This is a genomic window from Vibrio floridensis (genome assembly GCF_021852965.1).
Lineage (GTDB): Bacteria > Pseudomonadota > Gammaproteobacteria > Enterobacterales > Vibrionaceae > Vibrio > Vibrio floridensis.
Genome location: NZ_JAKGCY010000003.1, coordinates 278,878 through 299,565 on the forward strand (window position 1 = coordinate 278,878; position 20,688 = coordinate 299,565).

A 20,688-nucleotide genomic window follows, 5' to 3' on the forward strand; every position below is an offset into this window, starting at 1 on the left:
TAACATGGAGTTAGAAATGATACAGCCTAACGAGTTAAGCAAACTGCCACTTGCTCTCCCAACCCCCAGCGACATGATCCTCAAATGGGCTAAGGAACGCCCGCATGACGTGTACCTCAAACAGATCATCAATCGACAGTTTGTGGAGTTTACCTATGCAGAGGTGGCTGACAAAGCACTCAGATTGGTCTCAGCACTAAGAGAACTTGGCGCTCAACCGGGTGATAGAATCGCTCTGATTTCTAAAAACTGTGCTGAATGGTTTATTTGTGATCTTGCCATGATGCTTGGCGATTATGTGAGTGTGCCCATTTTTCCGACAGCGGGCGCCGATACCATTGAATACTGCATTACTCACAGTGAAAGTAAAATTCTCCTTGCTGGCAAGCTTGACGATTCAGCGGCAACTCAAAAAGTGATCGATTCGCTCTCTGAACTCATCACAATTGCATTACCCTATGACAGCGCACCACAATGCCAATACCAGTTCACCACGTTAATTCTTCAATCAGAAGCCAGTACTGAACGGCCAACGCACTACGATGATAAATTGATGTCCCTTGTTTACACATCGGGTACGTCAGGATTGCCAAAAGGGGCGATGCTCACCTATGGTGCCTTTACATGGTCAGTACAACAACTGATCAAACACATCGGTATTCAACCCAATGATCGGTTGTTTTCCTATCTCCCACTGGCTCATATTACCGAGCGCGTTTACATTTTTGGATCGTCGATCATGGGAGGTGTACAAACGGCCTTTCCAGAATCGTTAGATACCTTTATCGAAGATGTAAAAATGCAGCGTCCAACGTTGTTTATTTCGGTGCCACGCCTGTGGACTCTCTTCCAGCAACGCATCCAAGATAAACTGCCGCAAAAACGCCTTAACTTTTTGCTGAAGATTCCCTTTGTGAGCTCCTTAATTAAGAAGAAGTTAGCCGATGGCTTAGGCTTAGATCAAGCACGCGTTCTTGGTTGTGGCTCTGCGCCCGTTTCTCCGGCTCTTCTTGCTTGGTATCACAGTGTCGGTTTGAATATTACCGAAGCATGGGGAATGACTGAGTCGTTTGCCTACAGCACGCTCAACTACCCATTTAGAGCCGACAAAATAGGTTCCGTTGGCAATGCAGGTCCGGGTATTGAACTCAAAATCGCCAACGATGATGAGATCATGGTGCGTGGCAAAGGGCTGTTTTCCGGATACTACAAAAACGATATTGCCACTCAAGAAGCCTTTGATAAAGAGGGCTGGCTTCACACCGGTGACATAGGTCGAATCGATGATGATGGCTATTTAACTATCCAAGGTAGGAAAAAAGACACCTTTAAAACCGCCAAAGGTAAGTTTGTGGCCCCTGTTCCAATTGAAAATAAACTCTTTGAATACAGCCGAGTGGAAATGATGTGCCTTATCGGCTTAGGCTTACCAGCCCCTATACTTCTTGTCGTCCCTCACAATTTTCCTAACTTTGATCGCGCGCGTTATGAAAGTACCACGCAAAGAGTAGTCACCAAGATGAATGCACAATTGGAATCACACGAACAGATCAAAGGCGTATTAATGATCAAAGAACCTTGGAGTATTGACAATGGAATCCTAACTCCGACGCTAAAAATCAAACGTCATGTACTAGAACAGAAATATCACGAAGTAGGACAAAACTGGCCTAAAGATAAACTGGTCATTTGGGAGGACTAACTGCGATGTGAGCGGGCACGCTCTGCTCACACTAGTATGTGTAAATATTCCAACCGGTTCTGTGCCTAAAAGTTTTACAAAAGAGACCGATAATAAAAAAACCCGCAGCGAACTGCGGGTTTTATTGTTATTGAGTTAACTTAAGAATTACTTCTTAGCGTTACGCTCTTTAACTTCAGCAATTACTTGCTCTGCTACGTTGTTTGGACATGGTGCGTAGTGAGAGAACTCCATAGAGAACTGACCACGACCAGAAGTCATTGTACGTAGAGTACCGATGTAGCCGAACATTTCAGAAAGTGGTACGTCTGCTTTAACGCGAACGCCAGTTGCACCCATTTCTTGGTTCTTGATCATGCCGCGACGACGGTTCAAGTCACCGATTACGTCACCAACGTGGTCTTCTGGAGTGAACACGTCAACTTTCATGATTGGTTCAAGAAGTTGAGGAGCCGCTTTCGGAATTGACTGACGGAATGCACCTTTCGCTGCGATTTCAAATGCGATTGCAGATGAGTCAACTGCGTGGAAGCCACCGTCGAATAGTTCAACTTCAACGTCAAGAACAGGGAAGCCAGCCAAAGTACCAGTAGCCATCATAGACTTGAAGCCTTTCTCAACTGCTGGCCAGAATTCCTTAGGAACGTTACCACCAACAACAGTTGACTTAAAGGTAAAGCCAGAGTTCTGCTCTCCTGGTTTGATACGGTAATCAATCTTACCGAACTGACCAGAACCACCAGACTGTTTCTTGTGCGTGTAGCTGTCTTCAACTGCTTTCGTGATAGTTTCACGGTAAGCTACCTGTGGAGCACCAACTTCAAGCTCAACGCCGTAAGTACGCTTCAGGATATCAACTTTGATGTCTAGGTGAAGTTCGCCCATACCTTTAAGGATGGTTTCGCCTGAATCTTCGTCAGTTTCAACTTGGAATGATGGATCTTCTGCAACCATTTTACCGATCGCGATACCCATTTTCTCAGAACCGTTCTTATCTTTAGGCTTAACAGCGATAGAGATAACTGGATCTGGGAAGATCATTGGCTCAAGAGTACATTCGTGCTTAGGATCACATAGAGTGTGACCAGTTTGAACGTTCTTCATACCAACAACAGCGATGATGTCACCCGCTTGTGCTGCTTCAAGTTCGTTACGGTCGTTTGCGTGCATTTCCACCATACGGCCGATACGCTCAGTCTTACCAGTTGCACTGTTAAGAATAGTGTCACCTTTCTTCAGACGACCTGAGTAGATACGGATGAAGGTTAGAGCACCGAAACGGTCGTCCATGATCTTGAACGCTAGCGCTTTTAGAGGCGCATCAACAGATACTGTTGCAACTTCACCAGTTGGCTCACCCGTTTCTGGGTTAGTCAGTGGCTGAGGCTCAACTTCTGTTGGAGACGGTAGGTAATCAACAACTGCGTCTAGTACAAGTTGCATACCTTTGTTCTTAAATGCAGAACCACAGTACGTTGGGAAGAACGCTAGGTCACGAGTACCTTTACGGATACAAGCTTTGATTTGCTCGATAGATGGCTCTTCGCCGTCCATGTAAGCCATCATTAGCTCGTCGTCTTGCTCAACAGCAGATTCGATCATCATCTCACGGTATTCTTCAACTTGATCTACCATGTCTGCTGGGATTTCTTTGATTTCGTAGTTTTCTGGAAGACCTGTGTCATCCCATACGAATGCTTGACGAGTCAATACGTCAACTACACCTACGAACTCGTCTTCACGGCCGATAGGTAGAGTCATAACTAGAGGGTTAGCGCCTAGTACTTTCTTCACTTGCTCAACAACACGGAAGAAATCTGCACCCATACGGTCTAGTTTGTTAACGAAAATCAGACGAGATACTTCTGATTCGTTTGCGTAACGCCAGTTGGTTTCTGACTGAGGCTCAACGCCGCCAGAACCACAGAATACACCGATACCACCATCAAGAACTTTTAGAGAACGGTAAACTTCAACAGTGAAGTCAACGTGTCCCGGGGTGTCGATTACGTTAAAACGGTGGTCTTTCCAGAAACAAGTAGTCGCAGCAGACTGGATAGTGATACCACGCTCAGCTTCCTGCTCCATGAAGTCCATGGTTGATGCGCCGTCGTGTACTTCGCCTAGACGGTGGATTTTACCAGTAAGCTTCAAGATACGCTCAGTGGTAGTGGTTTTACCCGCGTCAACGTGCGCGAAAATACCAATGTTTCTGTATTTTGATAAATCTGCCATTGTCTTACTCTGTTAATAAGGTATAAAGTGCGCGCAGAGTATATCACAATCTGTCAAGACTGATACCCTTGCGTGCTATTCGTTAAGAAAAATTTTCTTCTACAATAGTAAAGCTTACCAATGCTTAGCTTGCAAAGCGGTGACAAACTAATTTTTTACTTCCTTTACGCTCATTCAAAGTCTCTCAACACTACAGCTGCATTATCTAAAGTTCGTCAAACGCTGATATCGCATCGGCTAATTTTTTAACCCCATGGATCTGCATTCCGGGTATCCCACCTTTCGGCATATTCGCCAACGGCACGATGGCTTTCTTAAAGCCATGCTTGAAAGCTTCGTTTAAACGTTCTTGGCCACTGGGTACAGGGCGAATTTCGCCAGCCAAGCCCACTTCACCAAATATCACCACATCTTTTGGTAAGGCTCTATCTCGAAAACTGGACAGTAGCGCCATAATAAGCGCTAGATCCGCACTGGTTTCCGTTACTTTCACGCCACCAACAACGTTAACAAACACATCTTGGTCCGCCATTTGTAAACCACCATGCTTATGCAGCACCGCCAGCAGTAGCGACAAACGATTTTGCTCAAGGCCCACGGCAACACGTCTTGGGTTGGCGAGTTGTGAGTAATCGACCAGCGCTTGGATCTCCACTAACAAAGGTCGGGTGCCTTCCCAAATCACCATCACAGAACTGCCTGACGTTTCTTCTTCGCCACGAGACAAGAAAATCGCCGAAGGGTTACTCACCTCACGTAATCCCTGCCCTGTCATGGCAAACACCCCAAGCTCGTTCACCGCGCCAAAACGGTTTTTATGGCTGCGAAGGGTACGAAAACGACTATCCGCATCACCATCCAGCAGCACAGAACAGTCAATAATGTGCTCCAACACTTTCGGCCCCGCCAAAGTGCCATCTTTTGTCACGTGGCCAACAATAAATACCGCCACATTGTTTTGCTTCGCATAACGAGTGAGCGCGGTGGCAGACTCGCGAACTTGCGCCACACTTCCCGGAGAAGATTGAACATCAGAAACATGCATCACCTGAATCGAGTCAATAACCATGATCTTAGGCTGAATTTGCTCAGCCACTTGGCAAATTTTATCAACATTGGTTTCTGACAGCATTTTAAGATGTTCTTTCGGTAGACCCAGTCGAGAAGCACGCATCGCGACTTGTTGCAACGACTCTTCCCCCGTGACATAGAGTGCGTTCATGTTGGCGGAAAGCTGACACATGGTTTGCAACAGCAGCGTCGATTTACCCGCACCAGGATTACCACCGATCAAGATCGCCGCTCCAGGGACAATGCCGCCCCCCAAGACACGGTCAAGCTCTTTGAAGCCACTGGAAAAACGGGGAACTTCTTGCAAATCAATCTCAGACAACACCTGAACCTTTGATTCAGTTGCAGAGCCCGCATAACCAGATAAACGCTCGTTTCTCGCAACGCTTGGCGATGCGGCCAATCTCACTTCGGTAATGGTATTCCATGAGCCACAGGCATTACATTGCCCTTGCCAACGCGGAAAATCCGCTCCACAGTCATTACATACATAAGCGCGTTTTGCTTTCGACATGCTGCCTCAAATTTTCAAGCTTGTGACCTAGTTAGACCACTGATCCGTTAAACCTCAAACAATGTGCTGTTATACTTAAGTTTATTAACACTTTGCCGATACTCTTTTAATAAGCAGCTACTTTAACAGAAAAAATGGAACAAGCTGAAATTCTCTCAATCGCGGAAAGGCTTATCCCGGTTTATCACGCGGAAGACTTTGATTTTGTCCTTGGTCAATTGACCGAAGGCCACCCTCCGTCTGCTAAATTACTGGTAAAAATGGAATTAAATCGTGTCATGGCGCCTTGTAAAAAGAGCGTAGACTTGCGTGGCCGAGTCCAGGGCGATTGTCGGGAATACGAAATTGACGGCATCAAACATTGGTTTGATGATGTCGCCTTTAATGCTTACTACAAAAACACGCGCAAATTTGGTGGCTATACCGAAGGCGTGTGGGAAGCGTTAATCAACACACGCAACAGTTTCCGCGCCTTAGGTAAAGGTAGTCAACCGGCCAGCAATCAGGGAATGAGCGATTCCGTCAGCCCTTTTGAGGCCGAAGCTGTCCATCTTGGTTACGATCTCAAACGCCAAGAAAAACGTCTCAGAGTGCACTCCCAAGTCGACATCACATTATCAAAGGGGCAATTGCTCCACGGCGTCAGTGTCGACCTCTCTGCTTCGGGTGCAAAGTTCAAAGTACCGAGTGCATTTAACTACAACCTTGGTGAAGTGATCCAAATTACCTTTAGTGAGTTGGCCAAAACCTCAGAAATTGCACATGTCAACAAGCCGATCGAGTACCGAGTTTTGGCTGTTGAAGATTCTTATGAAAACGATGCGGTTAAGTTTCTTCGTTGCTTACGCCTAACGGACACCAATGTTGTCTCAAGAGTGATCGATGAGTCTTTAAATAGCTCAGCCAAACGCGCCCGACACGATAACCAAGACAAAATCATTCGAGCAAGAACGCGGGGCTACGAACATATTTATCTCAAGCACACTTGCAACTTACCGCTGTTCTTCCAAGGCGATGAGCTCAAGCTCGCCATGCTCACGCCAAACAATATGCCAATTTGGCAATACTGGCATGATGAACGAAACCAACAGGTCTTTGGTTCACTGTTTAACTCACAGCGAATGTCGATGCTAATGCGACCGGGGCTCAAAGGTGCAAGTAACGTTATTTATGCGTTTACTCATGAACATGAAGGGAAAAACTTTTTTTACTCCATGCTCATGCCCGAGGCCACACGGGAACAAAGACAGCTGTTTTGGCATCTTGGCGCCAAACGAGCCAGTTGGCGGGCATTCCGTATTTCCATTTTTGAACTCAGTGAAAACGAACGTCAACAACTCGGCAGCTTCTCGCAAGAGTTAGCCGAAGCCTCTTCCGGGTTAACGCATTGTGGGATTTTGCAAGAAATTGCGGACAACTCGAATGGCGCAGACTATCTCTTTACCGAAAAGCCTCGACTGCCATCGAGCACCTTAAATGCTTTTCGTCATACGCGGAAAATCATCGGCTCCCCAAAAGGGATTTTCTTTGATGCACAGTCTCGTCGAAAAGAACCTCGCTATCGTTTTCAATCACCGCTTACGCTGACCAAAACAGACGGCTTGGCGGTGAGAGGTAAGACGATCGATCTATCCAAGCGAGGATTGAGCCTCACCTTGGATGCGCCACTTGAGTTGGTGTCGTCTGAAGAGGTCGAGATCAACCTACATGAACTGCAGCTCTACGATAAAAAGCTGCCATTGGACAAAATCCCTTATCGTGTGGTTCGCGTCAGCCCAGACAACAAGCAAGTGCAACTGGTGATTGATGAAAACAGCCAAACGATGAAAACCATTGCGTTTTTCAATAGCATCATCGAACACAACCAAGATAAGCTCAAACCACAAAACGAGATCTTACCAAGTAATGAGCTGCTCGAATCGTTGCACGGCATTTTGCTGTCCAAAATGGTCAGCACGCCAGTGTTCATCAGTAAGATGCAATCGGGCTACAGAACCAAGGCCATCGGGGTTAACTTCCCACTGGAAAAGCATTTAATGGTATTGGCAAAGCTAGGGCACAAAGAGAATTTCTCTTTAGAACCGCTCTATAAAGGTCGTTCAAACACCTTAATCGCCAATCCGACGAAACGCATTGAAGGGGCTGAGCCACACCACCACGATATTTACATCGCAGTGGCAAAATTTGGCGACAAAATCAAAGCAGTACAAACAAAGTTGACGAACGAGTTTGATAGCGTCAAAGAACGCATCCTATTTATTAAAAAAGCACAGATGTCGGGCGAGTTTTATGTACTGCGGCTGTCCACCTCGCCGATTTTCAGCCCGATGACTTCCCTGTTACAAAAAGATCTGAATGAACTGTCTCAACTCAGCATGCATCAGGCCAGCAAACTGGAAAAGGAACTGGCAACATTGGTTGGCTACTGTGAGATAGAGGAAGTGACAGAAGAGATTTTGGTACGACTTGAACTGACAAATTAAGCGACTCTGTGGCGCTGGTTTGAGACGGTTTTTCTTTCGAGATAATCATGGGCAGAACGATTCTGCCCATGTTTATATTTAACATTCTTCAGTTACGGTTTGCTTTGCCAACTGATTTTTTGTTGCTTGGCGAGAATACCGGAAAGAATACACAAAATTCCGCCAAGCCCTGCAAAACGCACTGCCGTTTGTGCTTGCTGCTCAACTTTCGGTTTAGCGTGATAAGCGATGCCCAGCCCTGCCGCATTCATCATCACCAAGTCGTTCGCCCCGTCACCGACAGCAATGGTGTTGTGCATCTCCACCTCAAACTGCTCCGCCAACTCGATTAAAATATCCGCTTTGGTTTGCGCAGAGACCACTTCACCCAAGACGTTGCCAGTCAGCTTACCTTGCACAATTTCCAACTGATTCGATTGCGCATGATCCAACTGCAGTGTCTCTTTCAAATAGTCTGAAAAATAAGTAAAGCCACCTGACGCAATAGCGGTTTTCCAACCAAAGCCTTTTAAGGTGTGGATTAATGCCACCAAATCCGGCATGAAAGGCAATGTCTGACGAACACTGTCGAGAATGGACTCGTCCGCTCCTTTTAATTTGCCTACTCGCTGACGCAGACTCTGCTCAAAATCGAGCTCACCTTGCATCGCGCGCTCTGTCACTTCCGCCACCTCCTCACCGACTCCCGCCAGTTTGGCGATCTCATCAATACACTCGATTTGTATTGCTGTGGAATCCATGTCTAACACAATTAGCCCTGGCTTAGAAAGGTCGGGCACATCGGTCAAGCAAGCGTAATCAAGTTGAAGCGCTTGAAGAATTTTTTCATGCTCTGCAGTCAGTTCTCCTGCCATAAGCGCCACTTCGTAGTAGCCCACTTTCCAAGTATCAATAATCGGGTTGTAGCCCCCCGTAAAAAAATCGATATCTTCAAAGTGTCCGGGCGCTAAATACTCAGCATAAACAATCCAGTTGGCTTTACTTTTGTCCCATTGCGTGGCAAAACGAGTTTCTGGCAAACGAGTTAACAGTTGTGTGTGCCTTCTAAATGGCAAGGTTTTTAACGCTTCCATGGTATTAATCCTTTATGAACCTTCACAAACGTTACCCTATTGCAATTTAAAAAGGCAAGCCCCAAACTTGCATTTATTCCGATATTAAAAGAGTTCATGCCTCGATATGAAAGAGTCTCTGTTTTCACTACGAAATGCTTTGAGAGTGGTCGCCCTACTATTATTAGGTGTGATGTTTTTCGTCACCATTAAAAACAGCGTGGTGATCAGTAAAGGGAATGAGAAGATCCAAGCGCAGCAACTAGAAACGCTAACGAAAGTTCTGATCTCTCAAGCGGCTCTTTCAGCAAGTGAAATGATTTTGTCTAAAGATCAAGAACAACTATTGAAGCTGACAGATCAACTCGCAAAGGAACGTCTGGTATTTGATGCAACTGTCTATGACTCCCATGGCATTCGCTTGGCATCCAGTGACAAGTCGCTCGCAGTACGAGAGGTATTGGGATTGGACACCCCACTGGCAACGGCTGCCATTGGACGTCAGCAGTTGGTGGAACCCGTATTTGCTGACAACAGTATCGTCGGTTTTATTCGCATTACCTTCGAGACAGGCAAAGTGACTGCCTTCTCCGATCATCACTACCGCAAAATTGACCGTTATATGTTTTTGATGATTTTGATGAGCTTTGTCAGTGGCATGCTGTTTATGCTTATTTTGCGTAAAAAACCGCAAACTAAAGTCGAAAACTTACTGCTTAGCCATAAAGAACCTTCTTAATGGACCAAGGTTTTTATGGACCAAGGTTTTTATCGACCAAATCCTCATAAAAAAGCCTGCACAACGAGTGCAGGCTTTCTTTTTACGTCTTTTCTTGAAGCGAATTATTCTGCATCACCAAGCAATACAGAATCCAACGCAACAATCATCATGTCATTGAAGGTATTCTGACGCTCTTCTGATGTGGTTTGCTCACCAGTCTTGATGTGGTCAGAAACCGTACAAATCGTCAGCGCTTTTGCGCCGTATTCCGCAGCAACACCGTAGATGCCCGCCGCTTCCATTTCTACGCCGACAATGCCGTATTTGTCCATCACGTCGAACATTTCTGGATCTGGCGTGTAGAACAGTTCAGCAGAGAACAGGTTACCCACTTTCACATCGATACCACGCGCTTTCGCCGCTTCTTCTGCTGCTTTGACCATTTTGTAGTCAGCAATCGCCGCAAAGTCATGACCTTTAAAACGGATGCGGTTTACTTTGGAATCGGTACATGCACCCATGCCGATCACAACATCGCGTACTTTGATGTCCGTGCTTACAGCACCACAGCTACCCACACGGATGATCTTCTTCACACCGTAGTCTTTGATAAGCTCAGTGGCGTAAATTGAGCACGATGGGATACCCATACCATGACCCATTACCGATACTTTACGACCTTTGTAAGTACCAGTGAAACCATACATATTACGTACATCACAAACCTGAACCACGTCTTCCAGGAAGGTTTCTGCAATGTATTTTGCACGTAGCGGGTCACCCGGCATCAGTACAACATCTGCAAAATCACCCATTTCAGCATTAATATGTGGAGTTGCCATGTTTTCGTTTCCTTGTATTTCAATCACAAAAGAATAGAGAGGCACCCTCTCTATTCGATAAGTTCAATTATAGTTCTGGATTACAAAAAGTTTTTGCCGTAATCCATTGGCGATGTGCCAAAGTAGCTTGCCAGAGTTTGACCGATATCCGCGAACGTTTCGCGACGACCAAGTGAACCGGCAGGGACTTTTGGACCATACACAAGCACTGGGATGTGCTCGCGAGTGTGGTCCGTACCTGGCCACGTTGGGTCACAGCCGTGGTCAGCCGTCAGGATCAGGATGTCATCTTCTTGCATCAGTTCCATCACTTCGTGGATACGACCATCGAAGTACTCCAGTGCCGCTGCGTAACCCGCAACATCACGACGGTGGCCGTAAGCAGAGTCAAAATCAACAAAGTTGGTGAACACGATGGTGTTGTCACCCGCTTGTTTAATTTGCTCAAGTGTCGCTTCAAACAGCGCAGGAATGCCTGTTGCTTTCACTTTCTTGGTGATACCGCAGTTTGCGTAGATATCCGCAATCTTACCAATAGACACCACTTGGCCTTGCTTTTCCTCAGCCAATTTCTGTAGGACGGTCGCTGATGGCGGCTCAACAGAAAGATCTCGACGGTTACCGGTACGCTCAAACTGCCCTTTACCCGGGCCAATAAACGGACGCGCAATGACACGACCAATGTTGTAGTCTGCTAGCTCTTCACGAGCGATTTGGCAAAGCTCAAGTAGACGGTCAAGGCCGAATGTCTCTTCGTGACAAGCGATTTGGAATACAGAGTCCGCAGAGGTGTAGAAAATTGGCTGACCAGTCTTCATGTGCTCTTCGCCTAGGTCATCCAGAACTTGCGTACCAGAGGCGTGGCAGTTACCTAGGAATCCATCAATACCTGCACGAGCAAGAATGCGATCCGTTAACTCTTTTGGGAAGCTGTTTGCTTTGTCAGTGAAGTAACCCCATTCAAACAAAACAGGGACGCCAGCAATTTCCCAGTGACCAGACGGTGTGTCTTTACCAGAAGAAAGCTCCGCGGCATGACCGTAGGCACCGATGATTTCTGCATCCGCATCTAATCCTGGTGCAAAACGACCCGTTGACTCTTTGTGCGCCATCGCCAGACCGAGTTTGGACAGATTTGGCAGACGAAGAGCCCCTTGGCGTTGATCATTGTTTGCCAAGCCCTGCTCACATTGGTCAGCAATATGGCCTAGGGTATCTGAACCGACATCACCAAACTCTTTCGCATCTGCGGTTGCGCCAATACCAAAGGAGTCTAGTACTAAAATAAATGCTCTTTTCATTGCTTCTTCCTCAGGCCTATTACCACCCCATGGCAGTAATAGGCCCAATAGTCATTAAATATCTTCTTGGCGAATTTGACGATATACGTCTGGTGTTGGTGTGTACTCACCACCCACCTTAATCGCTGCTTGTAGTGCATTCGCGGCTTCTTGCCATTGCGCTTCGTTACGAGCGTGAATCATCGCCAGTGGTTTTTCGCTGCTTGCGATTTCGCCCAAACGGATAAACTGATCAAAACCTACCGCGTAATCGATGCTGTCCGTTGCAACGCGGCGTCCACCGCCCATCGCCACCACCGCCATACCAATAGCGCGAGTATCCATTGCAGACACCACGCCGGTCTCTTTGGCGTAAACAGGCTTAATGATTTCAGCTTTATCGAGGTAGTTGTCGTAGTTGTCCATAAAGTCAACCGGACCACCCAAACCTGCCACCATCTTACCAAAGCACTCTGCCGCTTTACCGTTATCCAGTGCTTCCATCAATTTCGCACGTGCATCTTCGGTGTTCTCAGCCAATTTACCAAGTACCAACATTTCTGCACATGACGCCATCGTGACTTCAAGCAAACGAGGGTTACGATATTCACCTTTAAGGAAACGAACCGCTTCACGAACTTCGACAGCGTTACCCGCAGAAGAAGCCAATACTTGGTTCATGTCGGTCAAAATCGCCGTCGTCTTAGTGCCCGCTCCATTCGCCACCGCCACAATGGATTTCGCCAATTCTTCTGAAGCTTCGTAAGTCGGCATAAAGGCGCCCGAACCGACTTTCACATCCATCACTAAAGATTCAAGGCCTGCCGCCAATTTCTTAGACAGAATGGAAGCGGTGATCAGTGAGATGTTGTCCACCGTCGCCGTAATATCACGAGTGGCATAAACTCGTTTGTCTGCTGGTGCAAGGTCGCCCGTTTGGCCGATGATCGCCACACCCGCTTCTTTGGTCACTTGACCGAATACGTCGTTGCTTGGTGTGATGTTGTAGCCAGGAATCGCTTCCAGTTTATCTAACGTACCGCCAGTATGGCCCAAGCCACGACCAGAGATCATCGGCACGAAACCACCACATGCTGCCACCATAGGGCCAAGCATTAAAGAGGTCACATCGCCCACACCGCCGGTAGAGTGTTTATCAACGATTGGGCCACCAAAGTTCATGTGGCTCCAATCAATCACCATGCCAGAATCTCGCATTGCACACGTTAGGGCAATACGTTCAGGCATCGTCATTTCATTGAAAAAGATGGTCATCGCAAACGCGGCAATCTGACCTTCAGAGACCGTATTGTTCGCCACACCTTGGATAAAAAAGTTAATTTCGTCGGCAGTCAGCGCTTCGCCGTCGCGTTTTTTACGAATAATTTCTTGAGGTAAATACATTAGAGCCTCCCAAGCCCAATGGGCCATGGTAAAAGTAGGATAAGAAGGTAACGTGGTGCTTTCACACCACGTTCAGACGTTATTAGAATTAGTACGCTGCAGGATCAGCGACTTGGTCTGTTACTTCTAATGTATTTAGTAGGTTGGTTAGCAAGCTAGATGCACCAAAACGGTAGTGCATATTATCCGCCCACTCAGAACCTAGGATGTCATCTGCCATTGCTAGGTAAGCCGCTGCGTCTTCCGCAGTGCGTACACCACCAGCAGGTTTAAAGCCAACTTTCTCAGCCACGCCCATGTCACGAATCACTTCAAGCATCATGCGTGCGTATTCTGGCGTTGCGTTGACTGGCACTTTACCTGTTGATGTTTTGATAAAGTCTGCACCCGCTTCAATACAGATTTGCGATGCTTTCTTAATCAACGCTTCTTCTTTCAATTCGCCGGTTTCGATGATGACTTTCAAAAGAATGTCGCCACATGCTTCTTTACATTGCTTAACCAATTCGAAGCCCACTTTCTCATCACCAGCCATCAATGCGCGGTATGGGAAAACCACGTCAACTTCATCGGCACCGTAAGCGACCGCTGCTTTGGTTTCAGCGACTGCGATTTCGATGTCGTCATTGCCGTGTGGGAAGTTCGTTACCGTTGCAATGCGAACTTCTGGTGTACCTTGCTCACGAAGTGTCTTCTTAGCAATAGGAATAAAGCGAGGGTAAATACAAATCGCTGCCGTGTTACCTACAGGCGTTTTGGCGTCGTGACAAAGTGCGATCACTTTTGCATCAGTGTCGTCGTCATTTAGCGTTGTTAGGTCCATAAGTTTCAGTGCACGTAGCGCTGCTGCTTTCAAATCGCTCATTTCTATCTCCGATCAATATTCAAAAATTTTACTACTCAGCCCCTTTTTCTGTTCACATCACAACGATAAAACAGCAAAAAAGGTCTTTGCTAAACAGTCATTGATGAACGGACTTGGTTCCTTGAAGACTCGGTAATCATTACAACTACCAATTGCTATCCCTGTCACCGCACAGTACCAATTTGGCCTATGGCACAACAATCTATGATTGCGGTGTCTTGCATATCAGAAGTTAAGCAAGGCATCCTACCTTGTTATTCAACTCTGTTATGTTTGGGCATTTCATTGCCCTTACAAACTCATCTATTCAGCAGGTGATTGGCTCAGCAAGCCTAATCCCTCTGGTCTGATTACTACATTATAGAGTTTCATCGCAAAACTGTAGTGCCAAATAGAGCGCAAACGGTTTGTATCTCAAAAAAACTCAGCCTCTCACACAAGTGAACGTTTGCTCAATGCGTCACCTTCACTGGCGCTAAAAACTGAAAACGCCCCGCAGCAATCTCTTGCTACGGGGCGGATTTAAACGGCGTCTATAAATGCTTTCTCTTAACTAAATTAGAAAGACAGGAAGAAGCCAGCAATGGTCGCTGCCATTAGGTTAGACAGCGTCCCCGCTGCAACCGCTTTAACACCCATACGAGCGATGTCGTGACGACGGTTTGGCGCTAGACCACCTAGACCACCTAGTAGAATCGCGATAGAAGAAAGGTTTGCGAAACCACATAGTGCAAAAGCGATGATTGCTTGAGTCTTCTCAGACATTACAGCACCAGTTGCTGGAATAACCTGAGCATTTTCACCTACGTAAGGTACGAAGTTTAGGTATGCTACGAATTCGTTCACAACCAGTTTTTGGCCGATGAAAGAACCTGCAAATGTTGCTTCTTCCCATGGCACACCGATTAAGAACGCAAGTGGAGCAAATACCCAACCTAGGATCAGTTCGAGCGTTAGGTTTTCCATACCGAACCAACCACCAGCCCAGCCTAACAGGCCGTTGATCATTGCAATTAGACCAATGAACGCTAGTAGCATTGCACCAACGTTTAGTGCTAGTTGTAGACCAACTGATGCACCGCCTGCTGCTGCATCGATAACGTTCGCTGGCTTGTCATCACCGCCGTCAATGTCTGAGCCTAGATCTTCTTTAGGCGTATCGACTTCAGGTTTGATGATTTTAGCGAACAATAGACCACCAGGTGCTGCCATGAATGATGCTGCTACAAGGTACTCTAGAGGTACACCCATAGATGCGTAACCTGCTAGTACACCACCAGCAACAGACGCTAGACCACCACACATTACTGCAAATAGCTCAGATTGAGTCATTTTTGGTACAAACGGACGAACCACTAGTGGTGCTTCAGTTTGACCAACGAAGATGTTAGCTGCTGCAGACATTGACTCGGCACGAGAAGTACCTAGTGCTTTCTGAAGACCGCCACCTAGGATCTTGATAACCCACTGCATCACACCAATGTAGTAAAGTACAGAGATAAGTGCTGAGAAGAAAATCAGTGTTGGTAGTACTTGGAAAGCAAAGATGAAGCCGATACCGTCAACTGAGAAGTTAACTAGGCTGCCGAACAAGAAACCAGTACCGTCTTTACCGTAGTCGATCACGTTTTGAACACCAGCAGAGAAACCCGCCAGTAGATCACGACCCCATGGTACGTAAAGAACGAAACCACCGATGATGAATTGGATAGCAAAAGCGCCAGCCACAGTTCTAAGATTGATAGCTTTACGGTTATCTGACAGTAGTAATGCAATTCCTAGCAATACTGCCATACCGACTAGGCTCATAAACAGGCTCATAGTTTATGACTTCCTTATTAAGTTATTTATTGGCGTGTTACAAAATGGAGCTATTAAGCGGGGCCATTATACTCATGCCCCAATAATTAAAGTAATGCCACCTTCACACTTTCCCATAAGATTCATCGCTAATTCACTGTCATTTGTGAGCAAATTCACAATAACATACAGAATGGAATTTCATTTGAACACGTTTATTAGATTTCATTCACAGATAGAGAACAGGGAATTGCTATTTTTCCAGATTTGAGAGGCAATCGTTTGCCTTGTTTGATTATGCAACAAACCCAACTCATTGAGAGGATGAATAATCTGAGAGGGGGTATTGAGCTTTCCTTGAAAGCCAAAGATGGGCATATCTGGCGCATCAGTTTCAAGCAGCAGTTTTTCTAAGGGGAGTCGACAGACCGCATGGCGCGTTTTGTTCGCTCTGGGGTAGGTAATGGTTCCGCCGACCCCAAGATAAAAACCCAAACGTATCCACTCCATTCCCTGCTCATAGCTACCCGAAAACGCATGGATAACGCCGCCTTTTGGCAACCGGGCTGCTTTGACTAATTGAATGAGTCGATTGTGGCATCGCCGATTGTGCAATATAACCGGCAGTTGATACTGCTTGGCCAAATCAAGCTGGTAGATCAATGCCTGCTCTTGCAATACAGCGTCTTGTTCAACCCCATCATCCAAACCGCATTCCCCGATGGCTACGCAGCGAGCGTCACGCTCGTCCAACAAAGCCACGAGATCACTTTGTTTTTGCTGATAATCCGCCGTCAGATAATAGGGATGAAAGCCCAACGCATAAAAGATTGCTGGCCGAGTCTGTTCAGATGGCATTGCAGACCATTGCGCCAGTGTTTTTACTTTTTGCCAGTTATCGGGGCCAACGGATGGCAGTAACAAACGCTCTACACCAACCTCAAGCCCTCTTTGAAGATGCTGCGAGCGCGCTGGTTCGAAAACATCAAAATCGAGATGGCAATGCGTATCAAACAGTTTCATCGCTTTTCTTTTCTCGCGCAGGATCTTTTTTGTATGGTACACAACTGCGCTTTTGTTCAGGTGTTAATCCCATCTCTTTGCACCAGTCATCGTAGCGCTTTAACCACTTTTTCCACCATTGCATATCGATTACCTCCGAGCTGCATCCAGCTGAACATGCCCAACTGTCGATTCTTCTTTCACTTTTGCCTAAAAAAAACGCAGCGTTATTTTCGCTGCGTTTTTTTAGAAGTGGTGTTATTCACACACATACTCAACAACGTTCAGACCAAAACCGCCAAGGGCATGGTATTTCTTGTTGCTGGAAGAAAGTAGACGCATGTCGTGCACACCTAAGTCTGCAAGAATTTGCGAGCCAACACCAACACGACGTGAAGTGCCCTGCTTCTTGGCCAATTTAGGTGCCTCTTCTTTGTCTTGAGCTTCAAACATTTTGACGCGGTGGATCAGCAGCTCAGGCGACTCTTCATTGCCCAGAATCACCAAAACGCCCCCTTCTTGGCCAATACGCTTCATCGCTTTATCAAGCGTCCAACTGCGCTCAGCATTGCGATCGCTGCGCAGTAAATCGGTAAAGGTGTCTTGTAAGTGAACACGAACCAGTGGTGTTTGATCACCCATCGTACCTTTACGCAAAGCAAAGTGAATTTGATTATCAATGGTGTCGCGGTAGGTCACGAGATCAAACTCACCAAACTCAGTGGGTAGCTTGCACTCAGCAACGCGCTCAATCGTGGTTTCCGTGTTGTTTCGATACTCAATCAAATCGGCAATGGTGCCAAGTTTGAGACCATGCTGCTCAGCAAACACTTCCAAATCAGGGCGGCGCGCCATGGTGCCATCGTCATTCAGAATTTCAACGATAACAGAGGCTGGTTCGAAACCCGCCAAACGAGCAAGGTCGCAGCCCGCCTCAGTATGACCCGCGCGAGTCAACACGCCACCATCTTGCGCGGCTAATGGGAAAATGTGCCCCGGTTGCACCAAGTCTGCCGCTTTGGCTTCTTTTGCGACTGCCGCTTGAACGGTACGAGCACGATCCGCTGCGGAAATGCCTGTTGTCACGCCTTCCGCCGCTTCGATGGAAACAGTGAAGTTGGTGGTGTATTGCGCGTTGTTATCTTGCACCATTGGTGGTAATCCAAGACGCTGACAACGCTCTTTGGTCATGGTCAAGCAGATCAAACCGCGACCATATTTGGCCATAAAGTTGATGGCTTCTGGCGTAATGTGCTCCGCCGCCATAATCAAATCACCTTCGTTTTCGCGGTCTTCATCGTCCATTAGGATGACCATTTTGCCCAAACGAATGTCTTCAATGATCTCTTGGGGTGTACTGATTGGCATAGCGATATTTCCTGTCAATTTAAGCGCTAAAACGCTGATAGACACTAGTCTGATTCATCGTTACCGAGTGTCAACCTGTGGGCTAACATTCTGTGAACTAAGCAAAACCATTCTGTTGCAAGAATTCCATGGTGATGCGGGACTCGTCATTGGATTGTGCTTGTTGACCAAGTAACAAACGTTCCATGTAGCGAGCGAGAACATCCACTTCTAAGTTGACTTTGCGCCCCACTTGGAAATCATTAATCGTGGTTTCGTCTCCCGTATGAGGAACGATGGTCAGTTTAAACGCGTTCTTACGTAGATCATTTACGGTCAAGCTGATCCCATCAACGGTGATTGAGCCTTTTTCCGCAACGTATTTACTCAAACTCTCAGGCATTGCGACCCAAAACTCGATAGCACGACCAACCTGATTACGCTCAACAATTTCACCAACGCCATCCACATGGCCAGAAACAATATGACCACCAAAACGGGTGGTAGGCAGCATCGCTTTCTCGAGATTAACCTTGTCACCCACTTGATAATTGGCAAAGCCCGTTTTCTTTAAAGACTCTAACGAGAGATCGGCACTGTAATGACGGTCTGAAAAATCAATCACCGTCAGGCAAACACCATTCGTGGCAATACTGTCGCCCAACTTAACGTCCGACATATCGAGCTTGCCTGTATTAACCGTAACGGTAATGTCTTCCCCTCTCGGGGTAATCGCAGCCAAGGTTCCAACTGCTTCGATAATTCCTGTGAACATATCAACTTTCTTTTGCTTTGATGTGCGCAATGATGCGGATATCCGCCCCAACCATTCGCACATCTTTAATATCTAAATCGATCACGTGTGACATGGTTTGCAAACCCAGTGCACCCATCAATCCACGTCCATCGCTGCCCATCAGTTTGGGGGCGAGGTAAACAATCAGTTCGTCCACCAAATGGTGTTTTATCAGTCCAGCGGCCAGCGTTGCTCCCGCTTCAACCCAAAGATGGTTGATTGACTGTGTTTGACTCAGTTGCGCGAACAGTTGGGGCAAATTGATCTGTCCGTGCTCATCCAAAGGTGCGGGGAGATCGCCTTTAGGACCAACAATGAGTCGCTCACCCTCGGTTTGGTAAAGTTTTAGCTCCGACGAAAGCTCGGCTTGTCTGTCTAACACAACACGAGTGGGCTGGCGCAGCTGCTCTTGCGGTAAAGCGCGTTGCACAGACGAAGGTAACTCGGACCAACGAACATTAAGAGACGCATTGTCAGCGAGCACCGTTTTACTGGTGGACAAAATCGCCCCTGATTGCGCCCGAAAACGTTGCACATCTCGGCGAGCTTGTGGAGAGGTGATCCACTGACTCTTGCCATTAGCTAAAGCCGTTTGACCATCGAGGGACGCGGCCATTTTGAGTTGAACAAACGGCATGCCCGTTTTCATTCGCTTAATAAAAGCAGGATTCAGTGCTTCTGCTTCTGTTTGAAGTAGGCCCACCGATACCTCGATCCCTGCCTCTCGCAACATGGCAAAACCTCTCCCCGCGACTTGGGGGTTTGGGTCTTCCATTGCACACACCACTCGGCTTACCCCAGCTTTAATTAAGCCTTCCGCACACGGGGGCGTTCGACCATAGTGTGAACAAGGCTCTAGCGTGACATAAGCGGTCGCACCTTTGGTTTTGTCACCAGCCATGCGCATCGCGTGCACTTCCGCATGAGGCTCGCCAGCGCGAAAGTGAAAACCTTCTCCGACAATTTCGCCGTCGCGCAGTAATACACAACCAACATTAGGATTAGGTGCGGTGGTATAGAGGCCGCGTTTCGCCAAAGCAATGGCGCGCAGCATCATTTGTCTATCGATTGCAGTAAATTCCGACATGGTGAACCGTTACCTTGCGTTAATCTTCCAATCTGGCGATTTCTTCACCAAATTCACGAATATCTTCAAAACTACGGTATACGGAAGCAAAGCGAATATAGGCCACTTTGTCTAAATGTTTAAGCTGTTCCATCACCAAGTTGCCGATCATTTTGCTCGGCACTTCACGCTCGCCAGTGGCACGTAATTTGGATTTGATCATGCTGATCGCCAGTTCAATTGCATCGGCACTGACAGGACGTTTCTCTAAAGCACGCTGAATACCACCAACCATCTTGTCTTCATTGAACGGCTCACGGTTGCCATTGGATTTGATCACCTTTGGCATTAACAACTCCGCGGTTTCAAACGTGGTAAAACGTTCGTTACAGGCGAGGCACTGACGACGGCGACGTACTTGATGACCATCGGCCACCAAACGCGAATCAATTACTTTGGTGTCATTTTCTGAACAGAAAGGACAATGCATATCACCTCCCAATGATGC

Annotated in this window: 17 protein-coding genes; 3 read left to right on the forward strand and 14 right to left on the reverse strand. The window is 47.0% G+C overall.

Annotation, left to right across the window (positions count from 1 at the left end; genetic code table 11):
* The first annotated feature begins 16 nt into the window (after positions 1-16).
* Positions 17-1,702, forward strand: coding sequence for an AMP-binding protein (locus tag LZU85_RS07585; protein ID WP_237286814.1), 1,686 nt, complete (start codon positions 17-19; stop codon positions 1,700-1,702).
* A gap of 147 nt (positions 1,703-1,849) precedes the next feature.
* On the opposite strand, the gene fusA is transcribed toward LZU85_RS07585, so the two are convergent.
* Both fusA and radA read right to left on the reverse strand, forming a co-directional pair.
* Positions 1,850-3,937, reverse strand: coding sequence for an elongation factor G (fusA, locus tag LZU85_RS07590; protein WP_176298885.1), 2,088 nt, complete (start codon positions 3,935-3,937; stop codon positions 1,850-1,852).
* 205 nt (positions 3,938-4,142) lie between these two features.
* Entirely contained in the window at positions 4,143-5,522 is a 1,380-nt protein-coding gene (gene radA, locus LZU85_RS07595; protein ID WP_011151055.1) for a DNA repair protein RadA, read from the reverse strand.
* 134 nt (positions 5,523-5,656) lie between these two features.
* Between radA and LZU85_RS07600 the strand changes: the two genes are divergently transcribed.
* Positions 5,657-8,005, forward strand: a complete 2,349-nt coding sequence (locus LZU85_RS07600; protein ID WP_176298889.1) for a PilZ domain-containing protein — start codon at positions 5,657-5,659, stop codon at positions 8,003-8,005.
* Positions 8,006-8,097: 92 nt separating this feature from the next.
* On the opposite strand, the gene serB is transcribed toward LZU85_RS07600, so the two are convergent.
* Positions 8,098-9,078, reverse strand: a complete 981-nt coding sequence (serB, locus tag LZU85_RS07605) for a phosphoserine phosphatase (RefSeq protein WP_080538686.1) — start codon at positions 9,076-9,078, stop codon at positions 8,098-8,100.
* 106 nt (positions 9,079-9,184) lie between these two features.
* Between serB and LZU85_RS07610 the strand changes: the two genes are divergently transcribed.
* Positions 9,185-9,796 (forward strand): YtjB family periplasmic protein, encoded by a 612-nt coding sequence (locus tag LZU85_RS07610; RefSeq protein ID WP_237286815.1) that lies wholly within the window; start codon positions 9,185-9,187, stop codon positions 9,794-9,796.
* 104 nt (positions 9,797-9,900) lie between these two features.
* On the opposite strand, the gene deoD is transcribed toward LZU85_RS07610, so the two are convergent.
* From deoD to nrdR, 11 genes are all read right to left on the reverse strand, one after another.
* The gene (gene deoD, locus LZU85_RS07615; protein WP_011079645.1) at positions 9,901-10,620 is read right to left on the reverse strand and encodes a purine-nucleoside phosphorylase; all 720 of its coding nucleotides are present in this window, start codon (positions 10,618-10,620) and stop codon (positions 9,901-9,903) included.
* Between the two features lie 80 nt (positions 10,621-10,700).
* Positions 10,701-11,921: a phosphopentomutase gene (locus LZU85_RS07620; RefSeq protein WP_176298891.1), complete on the reverse strand. Its 1,221-nt coding sequence runs from the start codon at positions 11,919-11,921 to the stop codon at positions 10,701-10,703.
* Positions 11,922-11,975: 54 nt separating this feature from the next.
* Positions 11,976-13,304 (reverse strand): thymidine phosphorylase, encoded by a 1,329-nt coding sequence (gene deoA, locus LZU85_RS07625; RefSeq protein ID WP_237286816.1) that lies wholly within the window; start codon positions 13,302-13,304, stop codon positions 11,976-11,978.
* A gap of 88 nt (positions 13,305-13,392) precedes the next feature.
* The gene (gene deoC / locus LZU85_RS07630) at positions 13,393-14,169 is read right to left on the reverse strand and encodes a deoxyribose-phosphate aldolase (protein WP_011151059.1); all 777 of its coding nucleotides are present in this window, start codon (positions 14,167-14,169) and stop codon (positions 13,393-13,395) included.
* Positions 14,170-14,727: 558 nt separating this feature from the next.
* Positions 14,728-15,990: a NupC/NupG family nucleoside CNT transporter gene (locus LZU85_RS07635; RefSeq protein WP_039554547.1), complete on the reverse strand. Its 1,263-nt coding sequence runs from the start codon at positions 15,988-15,990 to the stop codon at positions 14,728-14,730.
* Between the two features lie 204 nt (positions 15,991-16,194).
* Entirely contained in the window at positions 16,195-16,992 is a 798-nt protein-coding gene (locus LZU85_RS07640; protein ID WP_237286817.1) for a TatD family hydrolase, read from the reverse strand.
* Complete coding sequence (locus LZU85_RS07645) at positions 16,979-17,116, reverse strand: DUF5363 family protein (RefSeq protein WP_176298894.1); 138 nt, start codon at positions 17,114-17,116, stop codon at positions 16,979-16,981. Before LZU85_RS07645 ends, LZU85_RS07640 begins: the two co-directional genes overlap by 14 nt.
* A 113-nt stretch (positions 17,117-17,229) precedes the next feature.
* Entirely contained in the window at positions 17,230-18,339 is a 1,110-nt protein-coding gene (gene ribBA / locus LZU85_RS07650) for a bifunctional 3,4-dihydroxy-2-butanone-4-phosphate synthase/GTP cyclohydrolase II (RefSeq protein WP_011078425.1), read from the reverse strand.
* Positions 18,340-18,436: 97 nt separating this feature from the next.
* A complete protein-coding gene (locus LZU85_RS07655) occupies positions 18,437-19,093 on the reverse strand; it encodes a riboflavin synthase (protein ID WP_011078426.1) in 657 nt (218 codons plus the stop codon).
* 1 nt (position 19,094) lies between these two features.
* Positions 19,095-20,201: a bifunctional diaminohydroxyphosphoribosylaminopyrimidine deaminase/5-amino-6-(5-phosphoribosylamino)uracil reductase RibD gene (gene ribD / locus LZU85_RS07660; protein ID WP_224638873.1), complete on the reverse strand. Its 1,107-nt coding sequence runs from the start codon at positions 20,199-20,201 to the stop codon at positions 19,095-19,097.
* A 19-nt stretch (positions 20,202-20,220) separates the two neighbouring features.
* Entirely contained in the window at positions 20,221-20,670 is a 450-nt protein-coding gene (gene nrdR, locus LZU85_RS07665; protein WP_011149678.1) for a transcriptional regulator NrdR, read from the reverse strand.
* Positions 20,671-20,688 lie beyond the last annotated feature (18 nt).